The organism is Streptomyces sp. SID486, assembly GCF_009865385.1.
In the GTDB taxonomy this organism is placed as follows: domain Bacteria; phylum Actinomycetota; class Actinomycetes; order Streptomycetales; family Streptomycetaceae; genus Streptomyces.
This window is the reverse complement of sequence record NZ_WWJT01000262.1, coordinates 1-12761: the sequence shown is the minus strand read 5'-3', so window position 1 is coordinate 12761 and position 12761 is coordinate 1. Positions and strand designations below refer to the sequence as shown.

The following is a 12761-nucleotide window of genomic DNA, read 5'->3' as shown; positions in this document are numbered from 1 at the left end:
GGCCGGAAAAGCCTGCCCCCGTGAAGGCGTGCGCTCAGGCCAGCAGCGCCAGGACCTGCTCCGCCGCGTCCCGTGCCCGGGCCGGGTCGGCGGACGCCTTGCCCACCACCCGCAGCCCCTGGAGCAGGACCAGCAGGGTGCGGGCGAGGGGCAGCGGGTCGCGGTCCGCGGGCAGCTCGCCCTGCGCCCGGGCGCGGACGAGGGCGGAGTGCAGCAGCGTCTCCAGGGTGTCCCACTCGCGCTCGACCCGGCGGGCGGCGTCCCGGTCGTGCGGGGCCAGTTCGACCGCCGTGTTGGTGACCAGGCAGCCCCGCTCCCGGGTCGCCTCCGCGGTGGCCTCGGCGGCGAACCGCCGGACCAGCTCCCGTACGGCCGGCAGGGCGGGCCCGGGGCCGGACAGTTCGCGGGTCAGCCGCGGGTTCCGCAGCTGTCCGTACCGGTCCAGCGCCCGCAGGTACAGCTCGTGCTTGCTGCCGAAGGTGGCGTACAGGCTCGCCTTGCCGATGCCCAGGTGCGCGACCAGGTCCGCCATCGACGTCGCCTCGTAGCCGCGCCGCCAGAACAGCTCCAGGGCCGACTGCAGCGCGGCGTCCGGGTCGAATTCCTTGGTCCTGGCCATGACGGGCAGCCTAGGCTTACTGGAACGCTCGGTCAAGAAATGTCGAGTGTCCGTACCGCGTACACGGCCACCCGTACCGACTCGTCGTCCAGGCACCGCCCGTCGGCCAGGTCGAAGCGCTGCTTGAGCAGCGGGGACGCCACGAACGCACGGCCCCGGTCGGTGCCGGTCAGACCGCGGGACAGGACGGCCGCGCCGGTGAAGGGGTCGCGGTTGTCCACGGCGTACAGCCGGTCCGCGCGGTCCCGGAAGACGGCCGCCTGACGGCCGTCGGGCAGCAGCGCGGCCACCCCGCGGCCGGGAGTGAGCACGCTCAGGTCGCAGACCGTGAACCAGGCGTCCGCCAGCCTCAGCTGGACCTTCAGGCCGGTCTTCTCCATCGCCAGGGTCATCGCCGGGTGCTTCCTTCCAGGACGTCGTCGGCGGGCCGCGGGCCGATGGCCAGCAGCGGCAGGTCGGGCTTGATCTGGTCGCGCTCGGGGACGAAGGAGACCACCGGGTCCGGGGTGTCCGGAGCGTTCACGAAGGACACGAACCGGGCCAGCTTCTCGGGGTCGCGCACGGTCTGCGCCCACTCGTCGCGGTAGTGGGCGACGTGCGCCCGCATGAGCTTCTCCAGCTCGTCGCAGATGCCGAGCGAGTCGTGCACCACCACGTCCCGTACGTGCTCCAGGCCGCCGGGCAGGCGTTCCAGCCACGTGCTGGTGCGCTCCAGGCGGTCGGCCGTGCGGATGTAGAACATCAGGAACCGGTCGACCAGCCGCACCAGTTCGGCGTCCGACAGGTCCTGGGCCAGCAGGTCGGCGTGGCGCGGGGTGGCGCCGCCGTTGCCGCCCACGTACAGGTTCCAGCCGCCCGCGGTGGCGATCACCCCGAAGTCCTTCGACCGCGCCTCGGCGCACTCGCGCTGGCAGCCGGAGACCGCCGACTTCAGCTTGTGCGGCGACCGCAGGCCCCGGTAGCGCAGCTCCAGGTCGATCGCCATCCGCACCGAGTCCTGCACTCCGTAGCGGCACCACGTGGAACCCACGCAGGACTTCACCGTGCGCAGGGACTTGCCGTAGGCGTGCCCCGACTCGAAGCCGGCGTCCACCAGCCGTGCCCAGATCAGCGGCAGCTGCTCCACCCGGGCGCCGAACAGGTCGATCCGCTGACCGCCGGTGATCTTGGTGTAGAGGCCGAAGTCCCGGGCGACCTCGCCGATGACGATCAGTTTCTCGGGGGCGATCTCCCCGCCGGGGATGCGCGGCACGACCGAGTACGAGCCGTTCCGCTGCAGGTTGGCGAGGAAGTGGTCGTTGGTGTCCTGCAGGGCCGCCTGCTCGCCGTCCAGGACATAGCCGCTCGCGCCGATCGCCGGGGCGAGGGAGGCGATGATCGAGCCGACGGCCGGCTTGCACACCTCGCAGCCCTCGCCGCCCCGGGCGTCCGCACGGCCGTAACCGTCCAGCAGCTCCCGGTACGAGGTGAGACGCAGGGCGCGGACGATCTCGTACAGCTCCTCGCGGGTGTGCGCGAAGCAGCCGCACAGCCCCTTGTCGACCTCTACACCGGACGCCTCCAGCTCGGTCTCCACCAGCCGGCCCAGCACCTGCACGCAGCTTCCGCAGCCGGTACCGGCCTTGGTGCACTTCTTCACCTCGGACACGGTCCCGCAGCGGTGCTCGGTGACCGCGCCGCGGATCGTGCCCTTGGTGACGTTGTGGCAGGAGCAGACGACCGCGTCGTCCGGCAGGGCGGACGGGCCGAGCCGGACCGCCGAGCCGGCTCCCGCGGGCAGGACGAGCGACTCGGGGGAGACCGGGGGCACCGAGCCGGTGAGCGCGCGCAGGGTGCCGTACGCCTCCGCGTCGCCGACCAGGATGCCGCCGAGCAGTGTGCCGTCCCGGCCGATGACCAGCTTCTTGTACAGGCCCGCGCGCGCGTCGGCGTAGACGACGTCCAGGCAGTCCTCGGTGGTGCCGTGCGCGTCACCGAAGGAGGCGACGTCCACGCCGAGCAGTTTCAGCTTGGTGGACAGGTCGGCGCCGGTGAAGGACCCCTCGCCGGCGGCGATGGCCGCGGCGGCCGTCTCGGCCTGCTCGTAACCGGGGGCGACCAGGCCGTAGACGCGGCCGTCGGCGGCCAGCGCGCACTCGCCGATGGCGAAGACGTGCGGGTCGGTGACGGTCCGGCACCGCTCGTCCACCACGATGCCGCCGCGCTCGCCGACCCGCAGGCCGCAGTCCCGGGCCAGCTGGTCGCGGGGGCGGACACCGGCGCTGAACACCACCAGGTCGGTGGCGAGTTCACTGCCGTCGGACAGTTTCATGCCGGTGACGGCACCGCGGGCGTCCGTGGTGATCTCCTGGGTGCCCACGCCGGTGCGGACCGTCAGGCCCATCCCCTCGACGGTCCGCAGCAGGGCCGCGCCGCCGCCCTCGTCCACCTGCGCGGGCATCAGACGGGGCGCGAACTCCACGACGTGCGTGTCGAGTCCGAGCCCCGTCAGGGCGCCCGCGGCCTCCAGGCCGAGCAGGCCGCCGCCGACCACGGTCCCGCTGGACGCCCCCGTCGCGTACTCCTCGATCGCCAGCAGGTCCTCGACGGTCCGGTAGACGAAACAGCCGGTGGCGTCACTGTTCGGCACCGGCGGCACGAACGGGTAGGAGCCGGTGGCCAGCACCAGGACGTCGTAGTCGACGGCCGGTCCCGAGCGGGCGGTGACCCGCCTGGCCCGCAGGTCGATGCTCTGCGCCGGGTCGCCGAGGCGCAGCTCGATGCCGTGCTCCTCGATGAACCCCGGGTCGGTCAGGGACAGGTCCTCGGGGCTCCTGCCCGAGAAGTACGAGGTGAGGTGCACGCGGTCGTACGCGGGACGCGGCTCCTCGCCCAGCACGACCACGCGGTGTGTGGCGGTCAGGCCGCGCTCGGCGAGCGCTTCGAGGAAGCGCTGGCCGACCATGCCGTGCCCGACGAGCACGATCGTGGGGGCGGCCTCCGGGGTGGCTTTCGAGGTCATGTCCCCGAGCGTGCGGCCGCGAGGTTACCCGGCGGCATCCCCCCTGTTTCCCGTGCGGAACGCTGCCCTCAGCGGCCGCCGGGCCCGCGTGTGAGGGCCGGGCGGCCCCGCCCGGCACCCCAAGGCCCCGGCGCGGGGCCGGGTCAGCGGGCCCGCAGCAACCCGACCAGGCCGGTGGTGTCCTCCTCGCCGTGGCCGTCGGCCAGCCGGCGGCGCATCAGGTCCACGTACGGGGAGAGCAGTGCCGCGCTCACGCCCTGCTCCTCCGCCGTGCGCAGCAGGGTGCCGACGCCCGCGACCTGCATCGCCAGGTTGGACACGACCCCGGTCGTGCGGTCGCCGGACACCAGCCGTTCGGCGGTGCCGTGCGCCATGCCGCTCATCGCGTTCAGCCACGGCACGAGCAGCGCCGCGAGGTCCCCGGGTGCCAGGTCCGACCCGTCGACCAGTGCGAAGGCGTGGGTGATCCCCGCGAACATGCCGTACATCCCGCTCAGCAGCGCCACGTCTGCCAGTGCGGCGAGCCCGGGGTCGGCGCCGACGTACTCGGGGCGGGCCGGGACGCCGAGCACGTCCCGGTGTTCCTCGAACACCGCCCGGTGGCCGCTGTAGAGCACGAAGGCGCCGGGGGTGCCGATCATCGGCGGTACGGCCATGATCCCGCCGTCCAGCAGACGGGCACCGCGCGCCTTCGCCCGGTCCGAGCGCGCGCGGGCTTCGGCGGGGGTGCCGGTGGTGAGGTCCACCAGGTCCCGGCCGGACAGGTCGACGCCCTCCAGGGTGTCGCCCACCGAGGCGTCGTCCAGCAGGCAGGTCACGACGAGCCGGTTCGCGGCCACCGCCTCGGCCGCGCTGCCGGCCGCCACCGCACCCTCGGCGGTCAGCGCGGCCGTGCGTTGCGGCGTGCGGTTCCAGACGGTCAGGGGGTGCCCCGCGGCGAGCCAGGCCCGGCCGAGCGCGGTGCCCATGGTGCCGGTGCCGAGCAGGGTCAGGGGGGTGCGGGAGGTGGTGGTGGGGGAATCGGCGGAAAGGGAGTGGTCGGTCATGGCGACTAGGCTCGCCCGGGTGACCGCCGCGCAGAAGTACCTACTTCCGAGTGGGTGGTTACCGGCAGGAAAGCGTGCAGGTGAGAAGGGGGAGCAGCATGCCGGTGGGACGACGGCCGGGGGCGTACGTCTGCGGGACCGACGCCGCGATGGACATCATCGACGGCAAGTGGAAGGTGTCCATCCTGTGGGCGCTGGGCGAGGGCACCCGCCGGTTCGGCGCGCTGCGCCGGCAGTTGCCGGGGGTGACGGAGAAGGTGCTGGCCGCGCAGCTGCGCGAGCTGGAGGCCGACGGCATCGTGCACCGGGAGGAGTACGACGAGGTCCCGCCCCGCGTCGAGTACTCGCTCACCGGGATCGGCACGCAGCTGAACGAGGCGCTGGCACCGCTCGGGGTGTGGGGGGAGGCCCATGTCCTGGGCAGGGAGACGGCCGCGAGCGGCTGAGTCTCAGCGGCTCCCCGTCAGGTGGGCGAAGACCACCACGTTGCCCTGGTAGCCGGTGGCCTTCGAGTAGCCCCCACCGCAGGTGATGACGCGCAGTTCGGGGCGCAGGGACGCGCCGTACACCTTCTCGTCGGGGAAGTCGCGGGCCGAGTACACCTCCACCGCGTCCACGGTGAACAGGGCCACGGTGCCGTCCTCGCGCTCCACCTCGATGCGGGCGCCGCGTCTGAGGGCGCCGAGGTCGTAGAAGACGGCGGGGCCGTCGGCGTTGTCGACATGGCCGGCGACGATCGCGGTGCCCGCCTCGCCGGGCGTGGTGCCGGCCTCGTACCAGCCGGCCAGGTTCTTCTCCGCGGCGGGCGGCGCGTCCAGGCTGCCGGAGGGGGTGAGGGCCAGGCCCGTCAGGGGCGCGTCGACGCGGATCGCGGGAATGCGGACGCGGACCGGCACGGACGGGGCGAGGGCGGGTGCGGCGAGCCGCTCGCCGCCCGGATCCGCACGGCCCTCGGCGGCCGTCGGCTGGGGAGGGGCGTGCGTGCCGGTGCCGAGCAGCCACACACCCGAGCCGAGGGCCACGACGGTGACGGCGGCTATGGCGGTGTCGCCGAGCCGGGCGCCCCGGCCGCGCCGGGCACCCCTGGCGCTCCTGCGCATACGGACCCCGCTCCGGAGACTGGCGCTCCTGCGCATACGAACCCCTCTCCGGAGACGGACCTCTTTCGGATCCCCTCCCCCTCCGGGCCGCGAGGGGCGTCGGACCCGGAGGGGGCGGGATGTGCGGTACCGGCGGACGGACAGCGGAGGGTGTCCGTCAGATCCCGTCGCCTCTCGCCCGGCGATGCAGGAGCCAGGTACCGCCCGCGGCGGCGACGGCCAGCGCCGTCACACCCGCCGCGGTCTGCACGGGGTCGGGGCCGAGTGCGCCGCCGACCCCCGTCTTCACGCTTCCTCGCGGCAGCACCTGCTCGTGCACCGCGGTCAGTGCCACCACGAGGTCGCCCGACACCTGCCGGTCCCCCTCGGCGCACTTGGCGAGGATCTCGTACGTCCCCGGCTGCGCGCTCGGCGGCACCCGGAACTGGCCGATCGCCTCGCCCTGGTGCGTGCTGGGCGCCAGGGTGAAGGTGCCGGCGCCGACCGCGCCCGCGTCCCCGGTCGCGGCACCCGGGTCCCCGCACGCAGCCGTGTTCACCGTGACCTGGCCGCCGGGCGTCACGGTGGACGGGAACACGTCCAGGCGGCCGGTCTGGGCGCCCCGGAGGTGTGCCGCCGGGTGGACCGCGCCCACGGCGGCCTCGGCGGGTGCCGCGGCGGCCACGGCGAGCGCGGTACCGGCCAGCAGACGGGCAGTGCGTCGCATGGTGCTCCCCAGAGCTTGTCCGACTCGTCCAGGGGTGCGCCCCTGCCCTACCGAGATAAGTGGGTCGGCGGCCGGTCCGCTTCCTGAGGGAGCGTCAGGGATACGGCGAACGGGTGCCGGCTGTGCCACCCGCACGGTCTAGCCGGTATCGCGTTCCGGCAGGTCATCGGCGGTGCGGGAGACAGTCGAGAGGCTCCGGTACGAAAAGCACACGAATGGAGCGGTGGCGCCGGTGAACGGGTGACGGCACGTCAGCCGCCCCCGGCACCACCGGCCCGGACGGACCCGGCGGGACCCGCCGGGGGCCGACGGTGTCCGGACCGCTCCGGGGCCGCGCAGGCGGAAGGCCGGCGCCCGCCCGGGCACCGGCCTTCCCCTGTCGTCGTCGCCTCAGTTGACGTTGACCGCGCTCCAGGCGGCGGCCACCGCGTTGTACTCCGCGCTGCCCGCACCGTAGAGGTCCTTGGCGGCGTTCAGGGTCGCCGTCCGCGCCCCCTTGTAGTTCGTCGAGGACGTCATGTACACCGTCAGCGCCCGGTACCAGATCCTGCCGACCTTGTCCCGGCCGATGCCGGTGACGGTGGAGCCGTCGGAGGTGGGGGAGTCGTAGCTGACGCCGTTGATGGTCTTCGCGCCGCTGCCCTCCGCGAGGAGATAGGCGAAGTGGTTGGCGACGCCGGAGGAGTAGTGGACGTCCAGGTTCCCGACCGAGGAGCTCCAGTAGTCCGCCGAACTGCCGTCCTTGGAGGGCTTGTCCATGAAGCGCAGGGCCGCCTTGCCGAAGCCGGGCTTCACGATCTTCTCGCCGATGAGGTAGTCACCGGTGTCGGAGGAGTTGCCCGCGTACCACTCGACCATCGTGCCGAGGATGTCGGAGGTGGCCTCGTTCAGTCCGCCGGATTCGCCCGAGTAGGTCAGCGCGGCCGTCTTGGACGTCACCCCGTGGGTCATCTCGTGCCCGGCGACGTCGAGGGCGACCAGCGGCCCGAAGGTGGTCCCGTCACCGTCGCCGTACGTCATGCAGAAGCAACTGTCGTCCCAGAAGGCGTTGTTGTAGTTGCTGCCGTAGTGGACGCGGTTGTACGAGCCCTTGCCGTCACCGGCGATGCCGTTGCGGCCGTGCACGTTCTTGTAGTAGTCCCAGGTCTCGTCGGTGCCGTACTGGGCGTCGACGGCGGCCGAGGCGCGGTCGGCGGTGGTGCCCGTGCCCCAGTGGTTGTCGGCGTCCGTGAACAGGGTCGCGGGGGCCCGGCTGATGCAGATGCCGAAGATGCACAGGTCGGTCTTGCCGGCCGCGTCACCGGTGTAGGTGTTCCCGCGGGTCGGGTCCTTGAGCTGGTACGACGACCCGGACTGGGTGGTCTCGAGCGGCACGGTCGCGCTGTACAGCGACTTGCCGTCGCCGGTGGCCGTCTCGATGCTGTCCCAGGCGTCGATCTGCGTACCGGTGCGCGCGTCGGTCAGCACCGTCCGGGCGACGGGGTTGCCGAGCGAGTCCAGGCCGGCGGCGTCGGTGCGCCAGGCCAGCCTCGGGCTGCCGTGCAGGGCGTCGACCACCAGCTGCGGCCGGGCCTTGACCTGCTGCAGCCGGTCGCCCAGGTTGGCCGCGCGCAGCGCGTTCACCGCGAGCCCGGCGGCCCTGGGGGCGGAGACCGCCGGGGTGACGGAGGGTACGGAGATCGCCTGCCGGGTGGCGCGGTCGGCGCCGCGGTAGCCGCCGTCGGCGGCGAGGTGGACGACGAAGTCACCGCCCAGCACGGGGAGGTGGCGGTAGGTGCGGTCGTAACGGACGTGCTGCGTGCCGTCCTTGTCCACGATCACGTCGCGGACGCCGGTGTCCTGGGCAGGGGTGAGGCCCAGGGTGGCCGCGTGGGCCAGGAGCGCCGAGGCCGCGTTCTCGATCGCGGTGGCCCGGGTCGGTCTGCCGTCGGCGTGGGCGGCGGGGGAGAGGCCGACGGCCAGCAGGGTCGCGGTGGTGAGGGCGACACCGGCGGTGGCTGTGCGACGGGTTCCTCGGACGTGCTGCCGTATCCGGCTCATCTGTCTCCTCGGGAAGGCGCCGAGTCAAGGCGTGGGGGTGGCGCTGATGTCACCGAGATTTAAGTGGCCATGACATGTCATGTCCATAGCCTCCCCATGGAGATGTGTGGGGAGCCGGCGTGGGTACAGAATCGTTTCCGTGATCGCCGAGGACCCCCGCCCGCTGCCCTTCTTCGTCTACGGCACGCTCCGCCCCGGCGAGGTGAACCACGACCTGTTCCTGCGCGGCCGCGTCCTCACCGAGGAACCGGGCCGCCTCCCCGGCGCCGTGCTGTACGACGGCCCCGGCTACCCCTACGCCGTCGAGGAGCCCGGCGGCACCGTGCGCGGTGAGCTGGTGGCCGCCCGGCCGGAGGCGTACACGGAACTGCTCGCCGCCCTGGACCGGCTGGAGGAGTACGTGCCGGGCGGCCCCCGCAACCTCTACGAGCGCGCCGCCCGCGACGTCGTGCGCGGCGCCGGGGACACCGTCCGGGCCTGGGTCTACCTGGCCGCACCCGGCGTCGCCGCCCGGCTGCGCGGGACCGGGACCCGCATCGCGGGCGGCGACTGGCTCTCCCGCCGCTGACTCAGCCCAGCAGGGTCGTCCCCGCGGGCACGTCGATACCGAACTCCTCGGCCACCACGCGCCGCGCCTCGGTCTCGTCCGTCAGTGTGCGCCCGGTCACCGTGCCGTCCGCCAGTGTCTCCGTCAGGCGGGCACCGTCCAGGCAGAGATGGCGCCCGGCGGTGGTCCGCTGCAGATAGGGACGGCGGGTGAACGGGGACCGCGGATGGGTGCCGACGAACCAGTTGAACACCTCGAAGTCGTTCGCCGCGAACGGCTCCCGCGTGAAGGCGTACTGGCCGGCCCAGTCCCCGCCCCGCCGGTCGTACACCTGCAACTCCAGCAGCTCCAGCGGCCCGTGGTGGGGCAGCCGCACCAGCCGGTGCCGGCGCCCGGCGCCCTCGGACTCGCCGCCGGCCACCAGCGGCACCGGAAGCAGCAGCGCGCCGGGCGCGCCGAAGCCGACGTCCGCCAGGTACGGATGCGGCTCGCCCGCCACCTCGACCTGGAGCATGGCGTGCGTACGCGGCCGGCTCTCCGGCGCCGGCGCGCCCACCACCACCCGGCCGGCCAGCGAGGTCACCCGGAAGCCGAGCGCCTCCAGGGCCAGCCGCAACAGGGTGTTGTGCTCGTAGCAGTAACCGCCGCGCCGGCCGCGGACCATCTTGGCCATCAGGTCGCCGGGCGCCAGGGAGGGGGCCGTGCCCCGCACCGGATCCAGGTTCTCGAACGGCAACGACAGGACGTGCGCCACATGCACGCCCCGCAGCGTGGCGAGGTCGGCCCGCCGCTCACCCCGCCACCCGATGCGGTCGAGATAGGCGTCGAGGTCGTACTGCTCGGTTCCGGACATACCCCGAACCTACGTGAGCACGCTCCCCCCATCGCGCCCCGGGGGACCGGCCCGCGCTACTGCCGGTTGAGGGACCGGGTGACGCCCGCCGCGATCGTCGTGGCCAGCACCCAGCCGGTGGCGGTCAGCAGGTACGCCAGCCACTGGTACCAGCCGCGCGGCGCGTACGCCCCCTGCTGGCCGAAGTCGACGATCGGCAGCAGCAGGTCGAGGGCGTAGGCGAGCGGGTTGAACTCGGGGGCCTCGGCGGGCTTGAGGGCCGGCGGGCGGTGCAGGGCGAAGGCGAGCGTGCCCGCTGTCAGCAGCAACAGCAGCCATCCCGCCGCCCGCATCGGGCGGAAGCCGTAGCCGACGGCCGCGTCCTGCAGCCACCCCCACACCCGGGCGTACGGCGGCAGGGTGCGCCGGTGGCGCCGCAGCCTGGCCAGCTGGACCGTGCGTGCGGCGGCGTCGTCGCCGACCGTGCGGTACGCGGTCGTCAGCTGCTCGTAGGGCTGCGGGAGATATCCGCCCGGCTCGCGTTCCAGCAGCGGCAGGCGCTGTTCGGCCGGAAGGTGCGGGGTCAGCACCCGGTAGGCGAGCCCGTCGGTCTGGACCTGCTCCGGCCACACCTCGGGCGGCACGTGCAACAGGTCGAGCTGGGCCCGGCGCAGATTGACCGACCCCTCGACGGGCGCGGCCTCCCGCAGCCACAGCTCGCCGACGACACCGCTGCTGACCCGCAGGGCCTGGCCGCCCGGGTTGGACAGGCGGGCGTGCGCGAGGTTGAGCTGCCGGGGGATACGGACACCGCCCAGGTTGAGCCGGCCACGACAGTGCAGGCGCATGGCGTGCAGGTCCGTGCCGACCGTCAGGACCTCGGCGTGCAGAGCGGTCGCACCCGGGGCGTCCAGCCGTGCGTCGTCGAGGTTCACCTGATTGCGGACGACCGACCCGTTCAACTGGACCTCGCCGTGCGCGACCAGGCCCGGGGCCCACACGTCCGTGCCGATCTCGGCATGGCTGAGCTGGAGCACGGCCTCCCCGGGAACCTCACCGGGCCTGCCCAGCCGCGCGCCGTCCGCGAAGAGCGCCCCGGACAGCCGCGCGCCCTGGAGCCGTACCGGGCCGGCGATCCGGCAGCGGGAGATCCGCACGACCCCGTCGGCGCGCAGGCTCCCGGCCGTCAGCTCCGGCAGCACCGAGTCGCTCAGCACCAAGGCGCCGACCTGGGCGCCGTACAGCTGCGGGGCCTCCTCGAAGTGGCAGGAGCGCAGCCTGACGGGATGGCCGACCGTGCCGTACGCGAGGTCCAGCCGCCCGGTGATCCGCGCGCCGGCCACCTTCAGGCCGGCCGTCCGCCCCGCCCGCACCGGGCCGTCCAGCAGCAGGTCCCGCAGCACCTCGGCGCGCAGCGTGCGCTCCGGTCCCCACCCGGCGCCGTCCGCGGGATCGTCGTCGTCCCGCCGGAAGTCGACCCCCTCACCGAGCGGGAACGCCTCCCGCACGCGGCGTTCGGCGGCCGTCAGCTCCGTGATCTCCATGCTCAGCCCGCTGCCTCCGCCAGCGCCCGGGCGACCCCGGGCTCCTTCGGTCCCAGGAACCGCGGCGCCGGCCGGAACACCGCGTCCAGCGCCGCCTTGCCCGCCGCGAACACCTCGCGCGTGCCGCCGTAGTACCAGGTCACGTCGTGTGCGTCCGTGACCCCGACACCGTAGGAGTCCACCCCCGCGGCCTCGCACAGCGCCACCGCCCGGCGGATGTGGAAGCCCTGGCTGATCAGCACCGCCCGGTCCACCCCGAAGATCCGCTTGGCCCGGACGCAGGAGTCCCAGGTGTCGAACCCGGCGTAGTCGCTGACGATCCGCCGGTCCGGCACCCCGTGCCCCACCAGGTACGCGCGCATGGCGTCGGGCTCGTCGTAGTCCTCCCGGCTGTTGTCCCCGGTGACCAGCACGACCTCGATCCGCCCCGCCCGGTACAGCTCGGCGGCCGCCGCCAGCCGGCGGGCGAGGTACGGCGACGGCCGGCCCTCCCCCCACAGTCCGGCCCCGAACACCACCGCCACGTCGGTGCGCGGCACGTCGGCCGTCGTCCGCAGCCGGTCCGCCGTGGACACGTACAGCCAGGTCATCGGCAGCAACGCCAGCACGCACGCGGCCATCACCGCCTGCACCAGCCGCCGCTGTCCGGCCCGGGTACGCGGCAGCCGCGGCCCACGGATCCTCATACGTCCCCCCATGCTCTGTCTCCCACCGGTCCCACCGGTCCGACCGGTCCGACGGGGAGGACGCGCGCGGCGGCGCACCGGTTCGCCTCACACCCCGCATCCGTACGAGGTGAACCCGCCGAAAACACTCGTGACGGCCGCGCAACGGCCGCGCAACCTCTCCCGGTCAGGCTTCCTTCCATGACGGCGATGATCCCCTCCGGCGGCAGCGTCCGGCCCGCGGCTCCCTCCGGCGGCAGCGTCCGGCCCGCGGCTCCCTCCGGCGGCAGCGTCCGGCCCGCGGCCCCCTCCGGCCGCCGCCCGGACGCGCCCGCCCTCGTCCTGGTCGCCCACGGCAGCCGCGACCCGCGGGCGCTCACCACCGTGCGGGCCCTCATGACACGGGTCCGCGGACTGCGCCCCGAGGTCCCCGTCCGCCTGGGCCACATCGAGCTGACCGAACCCCTGCTCCCCGCCACCCTGGCCGCCCTCGGCGGCGCCCCCGCCGTCCTCGTCCCGCTCCTGCTCGGCCGCGGCCACCACACCGGGCGGGACATCCCCGCGGCGGCCGCGGCGGCCCGCGCCCGCACGCGCACGGCCGCGCCGCTCGGCCCGCACCCGCTGCTCGCCGAGGCCCTGCACGCCCGGCTGCTGGAGGCCG

The 12761-nt window shown here is 74.1% G+C and carries 13 protein-coding genes; 3 read left to right on the top strand and 10 right to left on the bottom strand.

Annotation, left to right across the window (positions count from 1 at the left end; translation table 11 throughout):
* Positions 1-34 precede the first annotated feature (34 nt).
* From GT045_RS12985 to GT045_RS12970, 4 genes are all read right to left on the bottom strand, one after another.
* A complete protein-coding gene (locus GT045_RS12985) occupies positions 35-619 on the bottom strand; it encodes a TetR/AcrR family transcriptional regulator (protein ID WP_161334260.1) in 585 nt (194 codons plus the stop codon).
* A gap of 32 nt (positions 620-651) precedes the next feature.
* Positions 652-1011: a nitrite reductase small subunit NirD gene (gene nirD, locus GT045_RS12980; RefSeq protein ID WP_161288607.1), complete on the bottom strand. Its 360-nt coding sequence runs from the start codon at positions 1009-1011 to the stop codon at positions 652-654.
* Positions 1008-3620 carry a nitrite reductase large subunit NirB gene (gene nirB / locus GT045_RS12975; RefSeq protein WP_161334259.1) on the bottom strand — a complete coding sequence of 871 codons (2613 nt, stop codon included), beginning with the start codon at positions 3618-3620 and terminating at the stop codon, positions 1008-1010. The genes nirD and nirB overlap by 4 nt, the downstream gene beginning before the upstream one ends.
* Before the next feature lie 143 nt (positions 3621-3763).
* On the bottom strand, positions 3764-4666 hold the full coding sequence (locus GT045_RS12970) for an NAD(P)-binding domain-containing protein (RefSeq protein ID WP_202515284.1): 903 nt from the start codon (positions 4664-4666) through the stop codon (positions 3764-3766).
* Positions 4667-4764: 98 nt separating this feature from the next.
* Between GT045_RS12970 and GT045_RS12965 the strand changes: the two genes are divergently transcribed.
* Positions 4765-5112: a helix-turn-helix domain-containing protein gene (locus GT045_RS12965; RefSeq protein WP_161288611.1), complete on the top strand. Its 348-nt coding sequence runs from the start codon at positions 4765-4767 to the stop codon at positions 5110-5112.
* A gap of 3 nt (positions 5113-5115) precedes the next feature.
* On the opposite strand, the gene GT045_RS12960 is transcribed toward GT045_RS12965, so the two are convergent.
* The 3 genes from GT045_RS12960 to GT045_RS12950 form a co-directional block, all read right to left on the bottom strand.
* The gene (locus tag GT045_RS12960) at positions 5116-5766 is read right to left on the bottom strand and encodes a class F sortase (RefSeq protein ID WP_161288613.1); all 651 of its coding nucleotides are present in this window, start codon (positions 5764-5766) and stop codon (positions 5116-5118) included.
* Between the two features lie 157 nt (positions 5767-5923).
* On the bottom strand, positions 5924-6472 hold the full coding sequence (locus tag GT045_RS12955) for a hypothetical protein (RefSeq protein ID WP_161288615.1): 549 nt from the start codon (positions 6470-6472) through the stop codon (positions 5924-5926).
* A 390-nt stretch (positions 6473-6862) separates the two neighbouring features.
* Positions 6863-8512 (bottom strand): M4 family metallopeptidase, encoded by a 1650-nt coding sequence (locus GT045_RS12950; protein WP_161288617.1) that lies wholly within the window; start codon positions 8510-8512, stop codon positions 6863-6865.
* 139 nt (positions 8513-8651) lie between these two features.
* On the opposite strand from GT045_RS12950, the gene GT045_RS12945 reads away from it, so the two are divergent.
* Positions 8652-9080, top strand: a complete 429-nt coding sequence (locus tag GT045_RS12945) for a gamma-glutamylcyclotransferase family protein (protein ID WP_161288619.1) — start codon at positions 8652-8654, stop codon at positions 9078-9080.
* A 1-nt stretch (position 9081) separates the two neighbouring features.
* Here GT045_RS12945 and GT045_RS12940 read toward each other — a convergent pair whose 3' ends face one another.
* The 3 genes from GT045_RS12940 to GT045_RS12930 are packed head-to-tail and all read right to left on the bottom strand — an operon-like array spanning position 9082 to position 12121.
* On the bottom strand, positions 9082-9912 hold the full coding sequence (locus GT045_RS12940; RefSeq protein ID WP_161334258.1) for an arylamine N-acetyltransferase: 831 nt from the start codon (positions 9910-9912) through the stop codon (positions 9082-9084).
* Between the two features lie 56 nt (positions 9913-9968).
* On the bottom strand, positions 9969-11435 hold the full coding sequence (locus GT045_RS12935) for a membrane-associated oxidoreductase (protein WP_161334257.1): 1467 nt from the start codon (positions 11433-11435) through the stop codon (positions 9969-9971).
* Positions 11436-11437: 2 nt separating this feature from the next.
* A complete protein-coding gene (locus GT045_RS12930) occupies positions 11438-12121 on the bottom strand; it encodes an ElyC/SanA/YdcF family protein (RefSeq protein WP_202527929.1) in 684 nt (227 codons plus the stop codon).
* A gap of 180 nt (positions 12122-12301) precedes the next feature.
* Between GT045_RS12930 and GT045_RS12925 the strand changes: the two genes are divergently transcribed.
* Positions 12302-12761 (top strand): CbiX/SirB N-terminal domain-containing protein (locus tag GT045_RS12925; RefSeq protein WP_202527919.1); only part of this gene is annotated, 460 nt, incomplete at its 3' end.

Bases quoted from the DNA above. Each gene is read 5' to 3' on its own strand.
- GT045_RS12985 (WP_161334260.1), bottom strand. From the start codon at position 619: ATGGCCAGGACCAAGGAATTCGACCCGGACGCCGCGCTGCAGTCGGCC.
- nirD (WP_161288607.1), bottom strand. From the start codon at position 1,011: ATGACCCTGGCGATGGAGAAGACCGGCCTGAAGGTCCAGCTGAGGCTG.
- nirB (WP_161334259.1), bottom strand. From the start codon at position 3,620: ATGACCTCGAAAGCCACCCCGGAGGCCGCCCCCACGATCGTGCTCGTC.
- GT045_RS12970 (WP_202515284.1), bottom strand. From the start codon at position 4,666: ATGACCGACCACTCCCTTTCCGCCGATTCCCCCACCACCACCTCCCGC.
- GT045_RS12965 (WP_161288611.1), top strand. From the start codon at position 4,765: ATGCCGGTGGGACGACGGCCGGGGGCGTACGTCTGCGGGACCGACGCC.
- GT045_RS12960 (WP_161288613.1), bottom strand. From the start codon at position 5,766: ATGCGCAGGAGCGCCAGGGGTGCCCGGCGCGGCCGGGGCGCCCGGCTC.
- GT045_RS12955 (WP_161288615.1), bottom strand. From the start codon at position 6,472: ATGCGACGCACTGCCCGTCTGCTGGCCGGTACCGCGCTCGCCGTGGCC.
- GT045_RS12950 (WP_161288617.1), bottom strand. From the start codon at position 8,512: ATGAGCCGGATACGGCAGCACGTCCGAGGAACCCGTCGCACAGCCACC.
- GT045_RS12940 (WP_161334258.1), bottom strand. From the start codon at position 9,912: ATGTCCGGAACCGAGCAGTACGACCTCGACGCCTATCTCGACCGCATC.
- GT045_RS12935 (WP_161334257.1), bottom strand. From the start codon at position 11,435: ATGGAGATCACGGAGCTGACGGCCGCCGAACGCCGCGTGCGGGAGGCG.
- GT045_RS12930 (WP_202527929.1), bottom strand. From the start codon at position 12,121: ATGAGGATCCGTGGGCCGCGGCTGCCGCGTACCCGGGCCGGACAGCGG.